This is a genomic window from Saccharophagus degradans 2-40, assembly GCF_000013665.1.
GTDB lineage: Bacteria > Pseudomonadota > Gammaproteobacteria > Pseudomonadales > Cellvibrionaceae > Saccharophagus > Saccharophagus degradans.
Window position 1 is genome coordinate 343,801 of the sequence record NC_007912.1, and the last position, 17,869, is coordinate 361,669.

Annotated in this window: 13 protein-coding genes; 7 read left to right on the top strand and 6 right to left on the bottom strand. The window is 42.8% G+C overall.

Going from position 1 to position 17,869, the window contains the following annotated elements; translation table 11 throughout:
- Positions 1-69: 69 nt before the first annotated feature.
- Both SDE_RS01480 and SDE_RS01485 read left to right on the top strand, forming a co-directional pair.
- Positions 70-1,263, top strand: a complete 1,194-nt coding sequence (locus tag SDE_RS01480) for a DUF262 domain-containing protein (protein WP_011466766.1) — start codon at positions 70-72, stop codon at positions 1,261-1,263.
- 8 nt (positions 1,264-1,271) lie between these two features.
- The gene (locus SDE_RS01485) at positions 1,272-1,922 is read left to right on the top strand and encodes a HEPN domain-containing protein (protein ID WP_011466767.1); all 651 of its coding nucleotides are present in this window, start codon (positions 1,272-1,274) and stop codon (positions 1,920-1,922) included.
- A gap of 472 nt (positions 1,923-2,394) precedes the next feature.
- Here the strand turns inward: SDE_RS01485 and SDE_RS01490 are convergent, their stop codons facing one another.
- From SDE_RS01490 to SDE_RS01515, 6 genes are all read right to left on the bottom strand, one after another.
- Positions 2,395-3,633 (bottom strand): hypothetical protein, encoded by a 1,239-nt coding sequence (locus SDE_RS01490; protein ID WP_011466768.1) that lies wholly within the window; start codon positions 3,631-3,633, stop codon positions 2,395-2,397.
- Positions 3,634-4,112: 479 nt separating this feature from the next.
- Positions 4,113-5,090, bottom strand: a complete 978-nt coding sequence (locus SDE_RS01495) for a transposase (RefSeq protein ID WP_011466769.1) — start codon at positions 5,088-5,090, stop codon at positions 4,113-4,115.
- 502 nt (positions 5,091-5,592) lie between these two features.
- On the bottom strand, positions 5,593-6,570 hold the full coding sequence (locus tag SDE_RS01500; protein WP_011466770.1) for a transposase: 978 nt from the start codon (positions 6,568-6,570) through the stop codon (positions 5,593-5,595).
- A 175-nt stretch (positions 6,571-6,745) separates the two neighbouring features.
- Positions 6,746-7,834: a hypothetical protein gene (locus SDE_RS01505; protein ID WP_011466771.1), complete on the bottom strand. Its 1,089-nt coding sequence runs from the start codon at positions 7,832-7,834 to the stop codon at positions 6,746-6,748.
- Positions 7,835-7,850: 16 nt separating this feature from the next.
- Positions 7,851-10,205: a hypothetical protein gene (locus tag SDE_RS01510; protein WP_011466772.1), complete on the bottom strand. Its 2,355-nt coding sequence runs from the start codon at positions 10,203-10,205 to the stop codon at positions 7,851-7,853.
- A 267-nt stretch (positions 10,206-10,472) separates the two neighbouring features.
- Positions 10,473-11,567: an OmpA family protein gene (locus tag SDE_RS01515; protein ID WP_011466773.1), complete on the bottom strand. Its 1,095-nt coding sequence runs from the start codon at positions 11,565-11,567 to the stop codon at positions 10,473-10,475.
- Positions 11,568-11,911: 344 nt separating this feature from the next.
- Between SDE_RS01515 and SDE_RS01520 the strand changes: the two genes are divergently transcribed.
- From SDE_RS01520 to SDE_RS01540, 5 genes are all read left to right on the top strand, one after another.
- Complete coding sequence (locus tag SDE_RS01520) at positions 11,912-13,576, top strand: hypothetical protein (protein WP_041324014.1); 1,665 nt, start codon at positions 11,912-11,914, stop codon at positions 13,574-13,576.
- A gap of 118 nt (positions 13,577-13,694) precedes the next feature.
- Positions 13,695-15,839, top strand: coding sequence for a TonB-dependent receptor plug domain-containing protein (locus SDE_RS01525; protein WP_011466775.1), 2,145 nt, complete (start codon positions 13,695-13,697; stop codon positions 15,837-15,839).
- Between the two features lie 71 nt (positions 15,840-15,910).
- Positions 15,911-16,753, top strand: coding sequence for a MipA/OmpV family protein (locus tag SDE_RS01530; protein WP_158303841.1), 843 nt, complete (start codon positions 15,911-15,913; stop codon positions 16,751-16,753).
- Positions 16,743-17,153: a DUF3019 domain-containing protein gene (locus SDE_RS01535; RefSeq protein WP_011466777.1), complete on the top strand. Its 411-nt coding sequence runs from the start codon at positions 16,743-16,745 to the stop codon at positions 17,151-17,153. The genes SDE_RS01530 and SDE_RS01535 overlap by 11 nt, the downstream gene beginning before the upstream one ends.
- A gap of 4 nt (positions 17,154-17,157) precedes the next feature.
- Entirely contained in the window at positions 17,158-17,868 is a 711-nt protein-coding gene (locus SDE_RS01540) for a response regulator transcription factor (protein ID WP_011466778.1), read from the top strand.
- Position 17,869 lies beyond the last annotated feature (1 nt).

A 17,869-nucleotide genomic window follows, 5' to 3' on the forward strand; every position in this document is an offset into this window, starting at 1 on the left:
CCGACCCCTTATAGCGGCGTTATGTATTAATAGTAGTTAGGTTCAGAATTAAACAAGCAGGATAAGACAATGAGTGAAGAAAATATTGAATTTATAGAAGATGAACAGCAGAAAGAGACTGATGATGATATTGAATCGCTTGATCAGAATATATTTTCCTCATCCGTTGTTAGTGGTAACGACTGGACGACGGAAACATTGATTAATCAGATCAACAAAGAAAACATTAAGTTAAATCCAGACTTTCAAAGAAGGGATGCTTGGGATAAAAAAAGGAAAAGTAAATTTATAGAATCTCTAATTTTAGGGCTTCCAATCCCCCAGGTTGTATTGGCAGAATCAAAAGAAAGAAGAGGCTCTTACATTGTATTGGACGGGAAGCAGCGTTTGCTAAGTATCCGTCAATTCTCTGCTGAAAGTAATGATAATGTTTATGATCAATTAAAATTGACAGGTTTGGAGATAAGAAAAGATTTAAACAATAAATCACTAGAGTCCCTTAGAAATGACCTGACTCTATTTGATGATCTAACTGCATTCGAAAATCAGCCAATAAGAACAGTTGTTATAAAGAACTGGCCCAATGAAGACTTTTTGTATCATGTATTTTTAAGGTTAAATACAGGAAGTGTTCCGTTATCTCCTCAAGAGTTGAGACAAGCATTACACCCAGGCCCATTTGTCACTTTCCTTGATATAAAATCATCCGAGAGTGAAGCGCTTAAAGAGATTCTGAAGTTGAACAAGCCCGATTTCAGAATGAGAGATGCAGAATTACTGCTTAGGTATTTTTCATTTAAGAATTTTTTGAGGGATTATAGTGGAACACTGAAAAAGTTCCTTGATGAAACATGCTGTAGTTTGAATTCAGAATGGGAAAAAAATAAAGACCTAATAAATAATCAGCTTGAATCATTAGAGCTTGCTCACAATACTATTAAGTCCATCTTTGATGGAAATCAATATCGAAAATGGAGCGGAAGGAGCTATGAGTCCAGATTCAATAGAGCAGTTTTTGATATTATGGTTCTATCGTTCAGTGTTGAAGAGGTAAGAGGATTAGCCATCGGAAAAGAAGCAGAAATAGAATCTGCGTATAAAAATCTCTGTTCAAATGATCGCCAATTTTTAGCATCGATAGAGTCAACGACGAAAAGCTTAACTGCAACTCAAACAAGGATATCTAGCTGGTTTAATATTCTTAATGAAACCCTACAATCAGAGCTGCCTGTTCCCCAGCTTATAGATAATCGCATAGTGTAGGTTGCGTTATGCGAGTTTCTAACCGTTTTAAAGAGTTGAGGGCTAGGTTGAGAGAGTTGAAACTTCATCTCTTACCAAACACATTTTCGCCTACGGGAGATTATAGCGATAGGCAGCAGGATAGAGCTAGAGGATATAGACTGCTCGTTCATGCTGAAATTGAATCATACTTAGAAGATGTTTCAAGAGAAACAGTTACGCAAGCGATACGTGACTGGAAGTCAAATCAAAAACCATCAATTGTTATCGTATCTTTTTTAGCTTCTTATCATTCAAGCTGGAATGTTGTAGAAGAGATAACGAACGAAGAGATTATTCAAATTGCCAAATCTAGGAAAAATGTTAAGGATTCTGTCGAAGAGGTAATCGATTTAGCTCAAAGGCAATTCACACAAAAGCTAAAGGAAAATCATGGGGTAAAAGATAAGAACTTTAAAACACTGATATTACCTTTAGGTGTAGAAATTAGTTCTCTAGATCAAACCTGGTTAACAAATTTAGATAACTTTGGAGCTAAACGAGGTGAGGTTGCTCACAAAGCAAAAAGGGCCCAAGGCTCAATTAATCCTAAAGACGAATTTGATTTGGTAAAGTCTCTACTCGTGGGGATTGAGGAGCTCGACAAGAAAATAGTTCGAGTGACGACTGGAAATGCCTAACAACCAAATATCCAAGACAGGCAATAGTGGAAGAAAACCAAGACAGGCAATAGTTAAAGAAATATTAGCTATAGCCTGTTTTTTATCCCTGTTAGTTTGATTTTAATTTTTGTTTAAAAAAGAAATGTCCAACACCCCAAAATATCGGCATTTTTTATCGTTTTCACAAATTTTAGGCGAGCGAAATTATTGAAGTGGGTGTTTTGCACTAACGCTGGGTTACACAAACAAGCTTCTAGCTAAACTAATCCCCGGTGGCTTTTTATAGCCAAGGTTTTCGGCAGCTAACCGTATAGCATTCTCGGAACCTGCAAAGGTCGAAACCCGTTTTTCAAATTGCGTAGTTAAAATTAACCATTCAAAAAATAATCAAGACAGGCAGTGCGCCAGTTAGGGGACAGGTTTGATTAAATGGAGCTAAAAGAAAGGGATAAATCAAGTCTTCTGAAATATCCCTTTCTTGAATTTGACGCTAAAGCATACCAACGTGACTTTGGTAGCTCCAAATTCCTGTCGGAGATTCGCAACTCGCTACAAAGCCAAACTTAGTATCCGTTGACGAACCACATAGGCGGCCAGAACAGCTCATTTCAGTTTCAAATACGAGCCCGTTAACACTTACACGATTAAACTCAACACCACCGTAGATAGGTACGGCTGGGCCTCTCAAGCTATGCTTGTAACCAGTGATTGCCCTTGAAGCTTCGTATAGCTTCAAGCTGGTCGCCCAGTCAGGGCAATCGAATGAAGCATATGAGATTTTTTTCCAAGCACTACCGCTTTTTGAGAGGTCGAAATCAGTTTTTTCTTGATAGACCTTGAAAGCGAGCAGGTGATTACCTGTAGAATAGTAATCAACACCAACGTTTATTTCGAAGGTTACACCGTCGACATAAGTGGATAAGGCATCCCATGCCTCAGTTACAACATCAAATCCTATATAATCACCTGCTTGAAGTAGTTCATCACTGAAAATATCTTTAAAACCACCTACATACATTGATTCAGAAAACACCTCTTGTAAAAACTCGTTCACGGCCTCATCTACGAAATAATCGACAGTGTAATCTAACGCAAAGTCAAATAGCTTTCCAAATAAATTGCTGCAGTCGATATCAATAGACTCTTTAAAATCCAAATAAATGATATTGGCGAAACCTGTGTTTACATCGTATTCACCAACGGCTTTAATATCGACCCCAATCGTTCCTGTCGCACTACTACCACAAAAGATATCTGCAGCTCCTTCGGTATGTGCACTGACTTTCGCCTTGAGTTCTATGCCACTAAGCTCAAATGTTACCTTTGAGCCTCGCACACCGAGAATTATATTCATGGGCTTTTGATTGATAACCGCATAATGCAGTTTTTGGATTGCCGACTCTTCTTCAATGTCTTGTCGAAATTTATCCAACAGTTCTTGTCGAGGATTAACAAACTCTTTGATGAAATATTTATTTATTTCCGTGTTATCACTAAACGTAGCTTTCCAATCATTCAGCTGAGGTTTAAAAATATAATTGGTTTGAGTTACACCTCTAATTGTGGTCGTAGTGTGCTCGTCAAAAATATCTGAACGCTCATAAATCCTGTTCTCGATTAGTGCTGGCTTTGGGGTCTCTAACACAACAGTTGTAGTGGCGGAAAATGCATGAACAGATGTGGCGAGAATAAACCCCGAAAATAATAATGTTACTATCCAATTTTTCATTTGACACTCCTTTTCTTGTAAATAAATCAAGTAACGAAACAATTTAGTGCGCGAAAACTTCCTTGCACTACAATGTATCTACTACACAGATCATGCTCATTCATGAGATGAAACGGAATAGTATATTACATTATTTTATGTCTTTAATTCCATGTAATATTCCAAAAATGAATTTCCAAGGAAATCCAAGACATAGAGGAAATCCAAGACAGGCAATAGTTAAGAAAAAAACAAGACAGGCATGAAGAAATAACCCTATTGGACCATATTTTCCAGTGAAATTATCCAAGAAATTATCCAAGACAGGCATGAGTTAAAGAGATCTTAGCTACTGCCTGTTTTTTATCCCTGTTAGTTTGATTTTTATTTTTGTTGGAAAATGAAATGTCCAGTACGCCTAAATATTGGCATTTTTTATCGTTTTAACAAATTTTAGGCGAGCAAAATTATTGAAGTGGGTGTTTTGCACTAACGTTGGGTTATACGAACAAGCTTCTAGCTAAACTAATCCCCGGTGGCTTTTTATAACCAAGATTTTCGGCTGCTAACCGTATAGCATTTTCGGAGCCTGCAAAAGTCGAAACCCGTTTTTCAAATTGCGTAGTTAAAATTAACCATTCAGCAGGCGCTATGCCTAGCCGCGTAAGAATAGGCGGCATATGTTCGCCAATACTACCGCGTTTATCCGATCGTACTGCACGCCCAGTCCAATCTACTAGTTCTAAATAATCGTCTAGTTTAAAAGGTAGGCAATCTGGCATTGGTTGGCGTGGGTTGCGCACAAAAGGGTAGAGGGCTTTGGGTTGGTTTTGGTTGGAAGCTAATTGGTTTACACGAAGCTTAATAGAAGTGTGTACGGAATTTTCTGGCGTATCTGCCATTTTGGCTCGCACTGGATTTAAGTCTACGTATGCCATGCACGCGGCAAGTGCTTTTTCATCTAACAGTGCTTGCGAGCTAAAGCGGGATTCCCAAAAGCTGCCGGTACAGTGATCTTCTGCGTTTGCCATGCGGGCAATGGGTTCGTTCAAGGCGCGCATAAACCAACTAATATCGAATAGCTGTTCGCGCCACAGCTCAATTTTGATTGCTACTGCGTCGAGTTCTACGTCTGTTAAATTTTCGTTTTTCTCGTACTTTTGGGTAAGTAGTGTGCCTTTATATATGCGGTGCCATCTGGCGCATATTTCTTTTTCGGTAAGTGCTAGCGCTTTTTGTTGGTTGATATGAAGTACAAGGTGCAAGTGATTAGACATTACCGCATAGGCACAAACATCTATGCAAAAAACTTCGGCTAGTAGGTGGATTCTATCTTCCACCCATTGGCGGCGGTGTTCGTAATCAGTGTTTGTGAGGGCATCGTAACCACACAAAAATGCACGACGCACGCAGCGTGAAGTGCAGTGATAATAAGGCGTGGCATCTAAAGAAACCTGCATTTTTCTGGGCTTGGGCATATCTAACCTCCTGTTGGATATACAGTGGTTTATACAGGTGTGTTGGTGTGGTGTCAATTGTTGGTGTGGGTAAGTGATGCTTACTATAACTCTTCATTCAAGAGCGCCCGATGGCGGCTTTGCCTTATCGGGCCTACGAGTTATCACTTTCAAAACTGGTTAAGGTAGCTTTGTCAAAAATTAGGACACCCACACTTAAATATGACTAAAGAATAGTTAATGTGGGTGTCCGACTTTCTCCTCTCTATTACTTCTTTAATTAGTGCATGTCTCGATTATCTCCGACGATCCTATAGCTTGGTTGGAAGGGGAGGGGAAAACCAAGACAGGCAATAGTTAAAGAAATATTAGCTATAGCCTGTTTTTTATCCCTGTTAGTTTGATTTAAATTTTTGTTTAAAAATGAAATGTCCAATACCCCAAAATATCGGCATTCTTGATCGTTTTCACAAATTTTAGGCGAGTGAAACTCTTGAAGTGCTGCTGTAGGGTTAAGATTGGGTTACACAAACAAGCTTCTAGCTAAACTAATCCCCGGTGGTTTTTTATAACCAAGGTTTTCGGCAGCTAACCGAATAGCATTCTCGGAACCTGCAAAAGTCGAAACCCGTTTTTCAAATTGCGTAGTTAAAATTAACCATTCAGTTGGCGCTATACCTAGCCGGGTAAGAATTGGCGGTAGGTGCTGGCTAATGCTACCGCGTTTATCCGACCGCACTGCACGCCCAGTCCAATCTACTAGCTCTAAATAATCGGCCAGTTTAAAAGGTAGGCCATCTGGCATTGGTTGGCGTGGGTTGCCCACAAAAGGGTAGAGGGTGTTGGGTTGGTTTTGGTTGGAACCTAGTTGGTCTACACGAAGCTTAATAGAAGTGTGTATGGAATTTTCTGGCGTATCTGCCATTTTGGCTCGCACTGGATTTAAGTCTACGTATGCCATGCACGCGGCAAGTGATTTTTCATCTAACAGTGCTTGCGAGCTAAAGCGAGATTCCCAAAAGCTGCCAGTGCAGTGGTCTTCTGCGTTTGCCATGCGGGCAATGGGTTCGTTCAAGGCGCGCATAAACCAACTAATATCGAATAGTTGTTCGCGCCAAAGCTCTATTTTAATAGCTACTGCGTCTAGTTCTACATCTGTTAAATTTTCATTTCTCTCGTACTTTTGGGTAAGTAGAGTGCCTTTGTATATACGGTGCCATCTGGCGCATACTTCTTTAGCGGTAAGTGCTAGCGCTTTTTGTTGGTTGATATGAAGCACAAGGTGCAAGTGATTAGACATTACCGCATAGGCACAAACATCTATGCAAAAAACTTCGGCTAGTAGGTGGATTCTATCTTCCACCCATTGGCGGCGGTGTTCGTAATCTGTGTTTGTGAGGGCATCGTAGCCACATAAAAATGCACGGCGCACGCAGCGTGAAGTGCAGTGATAATAAGGCGTGGCATCTAAAGAAACCTGCATTTTTCTGGGCTTGGGCATATCTAACCTCCTGTTGGATATACAGTGGTTTATACAGGTGTGTTGGTGTGGTGTCAATTGTTGGTGTGGGTAATAGGTTTGGGCGGGGAATGAGGCTTATTGTAAATCTTTATTCAAAAGCGCCCGATGGCGGCTTTGCCTTATCGGGCCTACGAGCTATTACTTTCAAAACTGGCTAAGGTAGTTTTGTAACCACACCATAGCCGTTATATATTTCGGCTAGTGGGTAAGCAATTTCTTTAAAGCTTGTTTCCATTTGGTATTCAAACTGTTTAATAAAAGCTGCGCTATTGTGTGGGGTGCGTAGAGCTTGGTGTATGCACCTTATTGCCAGCAGGGCGCTTTTTAGTTGTGTGGTTAGGCCTAGGCCTGCGATTGGGTCTAGGCGGTAGTAGGTTGTGCCTATTAGCAGGTTTCTTGGTGGGTGGCGATTGGTTGTTTCTACGCAGTCAGGGCGTTTGTACCATTTGGCGTTGTAGCGGTGTTTAGTATTACCTGAGTTATTCGTGCTAGTGTGCGTGTCTGTTTTTTCAGTTTTTTCACGTGTTTTTTTATCTTTTGTATTCTCAAGTATGGCATTCCATTTGGTAACGCAAGTATTGTGTTGTGCGTCTACTGCTTGCCACTGCCAGCCGGTTGCAGTTTGGTTAAACTCGGCGGTGTTTGTTGCCTGTGAGTTTGTCTGTTTTATATATCGTTCTACCCAAATATCTTCGGTAAGGCTTTTGCTGCTCTGTTGGCTAAGTGTGCTGTGCTCGCCTTGGCCATTAATAAGCCAGTGGGATTTATAGCGGTTGTTTGCGTTGGTGGTAACTGCTACAAAAGTATCGCTAGTTGCATAGGCTGTGGCTTGTTCATTAACGATTGTTATGCAGTTGTGTAATTGAATGTTTTTAATAAGTAGCGTTTTTAATGCTTGGCTATTTAAGTGTATACCTTCGCCTAATATTGAATCGAACGGTGTGTAGTTGCCATTGCGGGTTACACCTTTAAAAGTACCTAAGGTGAGCTCTGCAATTTGGTTTGGTTGAAGTATGCCCCTTAAATAACTTACTCCCTCGGGGGATAGGGAATCGAATGGAGTGGGTTGTGGTTTGGCGCTATTGTTAGTAGCTGTTGGTAGTTGCTCGCACTCTGTTAACCAAAGTGTGCGCAGGTTTTTTTGTGCTGAAAATAATACTGCGGTGCAGGCAGCCACGCCTGCGCCGCTAACAATAACGGCGTAGGGTTGTGGCTGTTTGTTGCGTTTTAAAAAGCTAAGCATGGGGTTTGCAAAGCTATTATATTTTGTAGCGCAGTGTTTGTGGTGGCTTGCCTGCACAGGTTATAACAAATACAAATTCGTCTACCGGCTGAATACGGCGTATTGGTTCGTTTGTGGCGCTTGTGCCCTTAGAGTAAGAGGCAAAGATATAAAAGTAGCCATTGGTTATTTCTTTGGGTAGCCATTCACCCACTTTAGCTTTTGCAATAAGTGTATCGGGGGCGTTAATAAATTGGCTGGCAGTGTTGCTGGTTGTTACTTTCATATGGCTTACTAGCCAATAGCCGCTTTTATCTAGCGCGGTGCCATTTAACAGTATTTTATTTACTTCCGCTAAATCTTGCAGGCGTTGTTTACCTTCTATGCGGTTTATTTCTCGCAGTTTGGCAAAGTCGAAGCGTTCGTTGTCGTAGTTACTAATATAATCAGAGCGTTCTATAGAGGCGTAATTCACTTTAAAGGTACCGTCGCACTCCACTATAAATGGGCCGTATTCACCATCCCAACCTTTATTATTTGTGTTCAGGTTTTTGGCTAATGCACATTCAGGGGCTATGCCTATTTCTATATCTGTAAGTGGGAATGCTGTGCGTGTGGAGCGTTTAAAGGTGCGTGCAGCATCGGGGGATGCGGCTGGCCACATGCCGTTGGCTGCGGCACATAGTTTTACATCTTCTAAAAATGGCGAGCCAAGGCCAGAGGTGTGGTAGTAGGGGGTAGAGAAAAGCTCATCGCGGGTGTAGGTTACATCCCAGCCGGGGGCAAAAATATCTGACGCTTCGTCGCTAAGGTAATGGGTGTTGTTATATTCTTTTTCGCCTGCGCAGCTAGTTGTTTGTTTGCGGTTAATAGCGGTAATGGCAGTTACTGTTTGGTCGTTTTCTTCGAATACATGGGTTTTGCCGTCGCTGTGGGTTAGGCGTAGGTTTACCGCAAGGCGGCCTTCACACAATGCGCGGCTGCCGCCAACTACAAAGTTGTCGTTGTATTGGTAAATATCTATATTGCCAATACGCGGCATAAAGTCGGGGGCGGTCATTAATGAGTAAGCGGCTTTAACTGGGTGAGCCAAACTTATGCCTGCAATGTTTGCGCTAATAAACCCTTCTGCTACTGGGTCTTCGTACATTATGGCTTGATAGCCGCCTTCAGATAAATTGCTTTTAAATTGGTCGATGCTGGTAAAGTTTAAATCTACCACTTGGCCGTTGTCGTCGAGTATGTGGCGTATATTGGTAAATTCGCCGGCGTGACGCGGCGACATAAACGCGCGCTTGCTGGACCCTAGTTTTTGAAACAGTGCATTTAGGCCGTAGTCTACTACTGCCCATAACGGGTTTTGCCCCACGCGCAGGCTGGTATAGCGACGGTTGTTGTAAAAGAAGGGAATGTTTAATTTAGCGAACAGCGACTTTAGCCACAGCAAGCTTTCTTTCGGCACTTCAAAGGTAACTATTTTATTGTTTTGTTCGGCTGCGCGGCACATGGCTTGCGGTTTACGCCAAACAATAATATTACCGGCACTAGCTTCTGTACCCACTATATCGTCTTTATTGCTGTTGTAGGTAAAGGGGGCGTTGTTAATATCAAAGCTAGCATCAACCTTAAGCCCACCTTTTTTAACCATACGCGCTAGCTTGTCACTTTGGTGAAACTGATTAAACGTAATGCTTAGTGTTTCATCGCCTAGCTTTAGGCCGTTATACAATTTGTACACGGGTTTGTAAAAGATGCGATATTTATCTTTTGTTTGGCTTCGGCCCTGTATAGCCACTTCATCGCCAAGGCGTACTGCTTCGCACATAAATAAACCGTAGCGTGCGGGTTGTACGCGGGCGCCGCCGCTGTTGTCGGTGGGGGCGGTATTAAAGCAACGTCTGCTAGCGTCGTATTCTGGTTCGTGGGTGCCTACGCGGCCAACGCCCGTGCGAGAGAAGATTAAATCGGCGTGTTTTTTGTGGGGCGTGCGGCTGGTAATGCGGTACTCGTAAGCCATAACAATGGGGTAAAGTTTGGCTAGGTTGCGCTTGATTGTGGTGGCATCCGCAGAGGCAAATGCTAGGCCGTATATATAGTTTTCTAGCGCATCAATATCGCTAATATCGGGCCAATAGGTAATGTCAGCATGTTGCACGCCAGGGTGCATTAAGGCGTGATAAAGCAAGCTTAAGCTTGGGTCGCCTGGGCAAATTGCTGTATTGCCAGCAAGTGCGAACTCTTCAAACCCCGGCTGTGTTCTATCTACTGTAAGGCTGCTAGTTGCGGTTTGGGCGGTTATATCCCACCCGTGCGGGGTAAAAATGGCTGCCCACCCACCATTAGAAAGTTTAGTTAAAAAGTGATTAAGCCAATCTAGTTGTGTGTTGGGCATGGCGGTATGTCTCTGGCAAAAGGAAAATAATTATCTCGTTAAATAATATTGCAGAGGTAAATGTACAGAACCTTGGCGCATATGCCCATAAAAATATAAGCGTAGAGGTTTGGGAGGGTAAGTAAGGTGTTAATTAATGAATGCAGTATTTAAGCGGGGGAAGTAATTGAAGCGAAGCAAAGGCTGAGGTGTGCTATATGGTTGGTTAAGCCCCTTGGTGAAGCATGCTGTAATTCACCAAGGGGATGGTTTGCCAAGGGATAAGTATTAGAAAAATTTCTTAAAGCGCTTGGCTACATCTTTAACTTTTTCGGCCTTATCTACTACTTCTTCTGCCGAATCCACAATGTTACCGGAATTATCTGCGGGCGCTTCTTGCTGTGCTTCTGCTGCAGCTTCTGCGGTTGTATGGTCGGTATTGTATGTGTTGGCCGTTCCGCCGTAAATTACCTCTGGGTTAATAGCGATAATTTCTACACGACGATTCTTGGCGCGGCCCATGTCTGTGCTATTTGTATCTACAGGTTGAGTTTCGCCTTGGCCTTCGGCACTAAGGTTTGCTGCGTTAACGTTAAAGTTTTTAACGAGTGCATTTAATACTGATTTTGCACGCGCAGCAGATAGCTTTAGGTTGGCTTTGCTATCGCCTACGTTATCGGTATGGCCAACAATCTTAATTTTTAAGGCTGGGTGCTCGTTAAGTATGGTGGCTAGTTCGGCTAGTTCTGAATCGGATTCTGGCTTAAGAGCCGATTTGCCTGAGTCGAAGTGAAAGCCGTACAGGTCAATTTTACCAGTGCTAGCAAGTGCTTCGGCAATAGGTGAGATTAAATCGTCGTTAAGCGTCTCTTCTTCAATAACTAGCTGAAACACGCCGCCGTCGTTAACTATTAGCGAAAGGTAAAAGTTATCGCGCTTGGCAACTATGTATTGGTCGAAACCGTAGTTAAAGTAGAAATCTTGATGGTTGTTATATAGGTGATCTAAGTGGCCTGCATTTACATTTACGCATGTGCGCTCGCAATTAAAGAGCACGGTCATGTTCTGCTTTTTAATGGCTTTTTGATAGTTTCTGAAAACCTGTAAAGGTGACTTGGTTTTGGGTAATTTGTAGTAAATATAGGTTACTTTACCCGCTACAGGCAGGATTTTATCCGCAACCCAAGCACCGTCTTTATGGTAGGGTTTGCTTAATATAAAACTCATTTCTTCGTATTCTAGGTGCTCGTATTGGTCAATGTTAGCACCAGGAAAACGGTTAATAAGTGGGTGGTCTTTAGCATTGGCGGCTTGGGCGCTGGTAAAGGCTATTGAAAGACAAAGGCTAATAGCTAAAAGGGTGGTGGTCACTATGCGTTGCATGGGGGGTATCCTTAAAGTTTAAAATCCTAGAGTAGTTGGCAAGTAGTCGTAAAACATCGCGCAAAACTCTACTAAATTTACCTTTCTATTACTATGCGTCTTCTCTCATTTTGGTGATTTAGGCGACATATTGTTCAACCAATATTTAACGGCCAGTAAAACCTAAGGCAAGCTATAATTTAAAGGGTAGAGTAGTATTTGGGTGGGTTGGTGCATGGCTATTGGCGGTGTGCAGTGCCTGTTAGGTGCGTTTAAATATGGTTGTGTGGTTTACGTCTAGCTAAGTAATAGCTTACTAACGTAGTATCTGGGGGTATTTTGATAACGCTATTAGGCCGGTTAAGTTGAAGCTAGTTTGTTTGTGTGTAGTGGTGTGTTTATGTGCTTACGCTTCGGCGTTAGCGGCAGAAACTGCAGCTAGCGGCGAAAGCTGCTATACAGCCGATGATGTTATCGAGCAAAACGGCGCGCAGCGTTATGACAAAACTGTGTTCGAAATGTTACAGGGTAAAAAAATACTCTCGCTTAGCATTACTGTTAATAATATTTTTAACGAAGATAACCCCGACGAAGATACCTTCCTATATCGTTTAGCAAATAGGCTGCAAGTTAACACGCGCGAAAAAACTATCCGCAAGCAGTTGTTGTTTAAGCAGGGCGACGCAATAGATTTAGACCTGTTAGACGAAAGCCTTAGGCGTTTGTATCAAAAAGAATACCTGCTAGCGGTGCAGCTGCGCCCAACTCAAATATGTGCCGATGGCGTACACCTTAATTTGGTGGTGCGCGATGCTTGGACAATAGAACCGCGTATTTCGGCGGGGCAAAGCGGCGGTGAAACCAGCTCGCAAATAGGCCTGCGCGACGGTAATTTTTTAGGCAGTGGCGCCGAGCTAGAGTTGGTTTATAAAAGTAACCAAGAACGCAGCCAAGTTGATTATAAATACCGTGCCGAAAACTTTTTACACACCCGTTGGCTGGCCGAGTTTTACCATGCTGATTTATCTGATGGCGAAAATAATAGGGTTATTATCGAGCGACCTTTCTTCTCCAATAACACCCGCTGGGCCTATGGTTTTAAAGTAGAAGATTTAACTCAGGTAGACAAAATTCGCCATAACAACGAAGTTATTAATGCATTTGGCCACCGCGTAAGCCGCGATGAAGTGTATATAGGTAATGCTTTTTCTACTAATAATCAGCGCACCTACCGTATTCGAATTGGCTCTACCGAGCTTATGCGCGAATTTAAAGAGGTGGAGCTAACCGAACACCTTCCCGATGCCGAACTGCATCAATACAACTGGATAGGCTTAGAGCGGCAATCTAACGTATATAAGCAATACACCAACCTTAATTTTATTGCACGCACAGAAGATATTGCCATGGGCCATGGTTTTAGGTTGCGTTATGGCTCTGGCTTGTGGGGCAATGGCGATCAATTAAAACGTTTGATTGGCAGTTACAATAAAGCAGTTGCACTAGACGATTTTCATTTTTTACAGTTCGCTACGCATATAGATATCACCTATAACAGCGATACCCAATCTACGGCTAACTCTACCTGGGGTCTAAGCAGTAGTTATCATCATTTTATTGATCGAAAAAATCGCTGGCAGGTAGATGCCCGCTGGGACAAAGGTAATGATCTAGCTCAATACCGCGAGCTTACCCTAGGTGAAGAGTCGGGAATGCGCGGTTATCCGCTTTCGTTTCAGCGCGGTGATAATCGTTATTTAATGAATATTGAACGCCGTTATTATTCCGACCTGCATTGGTTTAATTTAATTCGTGTTGGCGCAGTCGCGTTTATGGATATTGGCCGCGCTTGGGATAGCGCCACTCAAAGCGATGCCAAATTGCTGGCTAGTACAGGTATTGGCTTGCGTTTTCAAACCAGTAAAACCGGTAACCCTGCGGTAATTCAAGTTAACCTTAGCAAGCCACTGGTTGCCACAGAAGGTATAGATTCGTATTTGCTGTCAGTTGCGGTTGGCGCTAGGTTTTAGCGCCGCCTCCTCCCTTTTAGTTACACTTTGTTACAGTTCCCCATTGCTTGTTACACCTTTTGTTAACTCTCCTGTGTAGGCTATACGCATTCGTTAGTGTTCACAAAAACAACAGGAGATGTGTGTGAAAAATGCATTATTAAGCACCGCTGCGGCAACTGTAAAAGGGGCGACCGCAACAATAGGAGCCGGTGCGTGGCTTTGTGTGGCGGGTGTAGCTATTGCGCAAGAGCCAAACGAAACTGAGGCAAAAAGCGCAGATAAAGGCGAAATAGAAACCGTATTGGTAATGGGCAAGCGCCAAGGCAGCTACACCATTATTACCGAAGATACGCTCAAGCTAGTAAAAATGCCAGGCGCCTTAGGCGATCCACTAGGGGCAATAACTGCATTACCTGGGGTAATAACACCTGCGGCAGGTGGCGAGCCCGCAGTGCGCGGCTCGTCGCCCAGCGATAACCGTTACTTTGTTGATGGCATGCCCGCGGGTTATATCTTTCACGAATTCAATACGTCGATTATTGACGAAAATATTATTCAAGATTTTCAACTCTACCCAGCAGGGTTTAGCGCACAGTATGCCAACGCAACCGGTGCCGTGTTTGATATACGTTTGCGCGACCCAGTACAGCAGGATTTTACCACTACGCTTACCGCCTCTATGTTGCGCTCGGGCGTATTGTTTGAAAGTGCGCTTAGTGAAAACAGCGCGTTTTATCTTTCTGCTCGCCACGGCATGTTACCGCTATTTTTACCCGAAGAAGATACGCCCGATGACGACGGTATTCGCATAATATCTGCGCCTACCGATAGCGATTATGTGTCTAAATTTTTGTGGTCTAACAGCGAAAAAAACAGGCTATCGGTAAACTTTATGGGGGCTACCGATAAGGGCAAAGCTGAATTTTCTGAGCTGTCTGATATGGTGGCAGAAAACCCAGACTTTGCCGGCGAAGCAGAAATACAAGATAAGTTCGATAGCCAAAGCGTGGTGTGGGATTACCAGCTAGCTTCGGGCGCAGAGCTGCACATACTTGCCGCGCATTATAAAGATGAAGAAAATTTACATTGGGGCGATAACTATTTTCAAAATATAGAAACCGAAAACGCGCTGCTAAAAACCAATGTTGCATTTGCTGTTGCTGCCAACCATATAATTAATATTGGCGCCGAAGTTGATAATATGGATTACGCTTTTAAGGTACGTCAGCCGCTATTTACCTGCACTGAATTTGATGCAGACTGCCAAGCCAATCGCCGCGATGTTATCGATGTAACCCTGCCGCTTACGGTTAAGCAACAATCGCTTTTCGCTATAGATCAATGGCAAGCCACAGACGCGTTACAATTAGAGCTGGGGTTACAGTGGCACGCAAATGATCAAACGGATCAAACATTTATTCATCCTCGCGGTTCATTTGCTTTAGCGGTTAGTGAACGTGTTACATTAAAAGGCAGTGCGGGCAGCTATAATCGCTTGCCGGATGTACAATATTCCATGCCCGAACTCGGTAACCCTAAGTTACAATCGTATCAATCTAAGCACTATAGCCTTGGATTGGAAGGAAAGGGATTAGAAGGGAAGGGTTTGGAAGGAAAGGGTTTAATTGGCAGAGCACTAAGCGATTGGAACTGGAGCCTAGAGCTTTACCATAAAACATTTAGCGAGTTACCGCGCACATTAGCCGCCGACGAACCCAATGCAGAGGATATTTATGCCAATGGTACAGAGGGTGAAGCTCGTGGTATTGATATTTTTATTAACAAAAACTTCTCCAATCGCTGGTATGGTTGGGTTGCACTAAGTTATTCCGAAAGCACGCGCACCAATACAGCAACAGATCAAACGCTAGATTACACATTAGACACACCACTGGTATTGAATGTTGTAGGTAACTATCAGTTAACGCACAATTGGAATATTGGGTTTAGGTATACCGCAAAAAGTGGTGAAGCCAACACGCAAATAGTAGGGGTAAAACAAAATCCTAATTTTGCAGGCCACTACTTACCTGTTTACGGCGAGCCATTTGCAGATAGGCTGCCCATGCAGTCGCGTTTAGATTTTCGCGCAGAGCGGCCCATAACGGTATTTGGTAAAGAGGGTGTATTTTTTGTTGATGTCATTAACTTGCTCAATCGCAAGAATGTATCAGAAATTGTACTCGACCACGAAAAAGTAAAAGAAACTGGCGAACTGCATCTGGTTAAAAATGTAGATATGGAGATATTCCCATCTATAGGTATGTCGCTTTCGTTTTAATGAAATTTAAGTGTGCGCTTAAATGGTTTAAGTAAAGTGCACATTTACATCTATTAATGATTAAAAATTGTATGCAATTACGTTCAATAAAAATTATTTATAAGCTTATCGTTACCGTTATAGCTGTATGTGCCTCCGCGTATTGTGTTGCTGCAGATATTAGCCGTTCGGTACACCAGCACTCTGGCAATAACAGTGAGAACGGTGGTTATTTCGAATTGGGCATGGCGTTAGACTACCGAGAAGGCATTGAACTCATTAATGAAGAAGATGAAGAGCTAAGTTTAAGCCTGCGCTTAAATGCAGGTTACCAATGGAATAATTTATTTATTGATCTTTACCCCAGTAGCCTTACGCCGTTTGTAATAGGTTACAACCTATACGATGGCAAAGCGCTTTCGTTGGATATAGTAACCGGCCCGCAAAACGGCGGCTTTACTCAAGAAGATATAGGTGACGCGGCCCCTATTAAAGAGCGTAATTTTGATTATTTAGCCGGGCTAAGGCTAACCCATTTCTACGGCAAAAATATTCTACAAGTAGAAGCGCGTAGCGACGTAAGCAATACCCACAATGGCAATTTCTTTTTGGCGGTTGCAGGGCGCAGTTGGGCATTTGCTAATGGTACTCAATACGCTCTGGGCGGCGTAATGTACCAATCTAAAAATACAATGGATTATTATTTTGGCGTGCGACCAGAAGAAACTAGCGAGCAGGTAAATATATACCAAGCGGATGCCGGTTTTATTTATAAATTAGAGTACGGCATTACTTACCCGCTTTCGCCCAAATGGATATTGCGCACCAGCAGTACACTCTACCATTTCGACGATACTGTAAAAAATAGCCCACTTACCGTAGCGGGCAAAAGCGTACTTGTCGAAGCCGATGTGTCTATTAACTATGTTTTCTAATATAAAGCGGCTACATGTGTTGGTGCTAGTGCTTGGCTGTTGGGCTAGTTTTTGCTGTGCGCAACCCGCAAATCACGCCAATAACATTGTATTAAAAGCTAAGCCGCAGCAGTGTGTAGTATTAAATGAAGGGCAGGCCTGTCACAAAACCATTCGTATTTATTGGCAAGCCAATAAGCCGGGTGACTACTGTTTAGTTATTTCAAAAAATAAAACACAATTGCAATGTTGGCAAGCCGCTGCCCAAGGGGTGTATCAACTGGCGTTTGATTCTAGTACTTCGCTGCCCATTTATTTAATTGAAAGTAAACAACAAGCCCCATTGGCCAGCGTAAATATTACTGTGTCGTGGGTATACGAGGCGCGTCGAGAATCGCGAGCGTCGTGGAGGCTTTTTTAGCGCTATGGAAACTAATCACGGTAAAACAACAATATTACTCGTAGAAGATGATGCCTCGCTTGCGCAATGGATAGCAGATTACTTAACCAATAATAATTACCACGTAACAACAGTAATGCGCGGCGATGAAGCGGTGAAGGTAATTTTAACCACAAAGCCAGATTTAGTATTGCTAGATATTATGTTGCCAGGTAAAGATGGTTTTGAAGTGTGTAAAGAAGTGCGCGCTTCATACCCCAACCCCATATTAATGATGACCGCCCGCGATGATGAAATAGATGAGGTGTTAGGGCTAGAGATAGGCGCCAACGATTATATAACCAAGCCGGTTCGACCGCGTGCACTTGTGGCCAGAATTAAATCGCTGTTAAAAAATACTGCAGCGGCAGATAAATCCGATGTGGCGTCCACCATTAATATAGGTGGTTTATCTATAGATAATACCGCGCGCAGCGTGCACGTTAACGGCGTGCCGCTTTCGCTTTCTTCTAGTGAATACAATGTATTTTGGGTGCTGGCAAACAATGCGGGTGAACCAATAAGCCGTGAAAATTTAATAAAAGCAATACGTAAAATACAATACAATGGCTACGATCGCTCTATAGATATTGTAGTTTCTAGGTTGCGTAAAAAAATTGGCGACGACTCCAGCGCTCCAACACGTATAGTTACCGTGTGGGGCAAAGGGTATATGCTGGCAACGAGTGTGTGGTAAT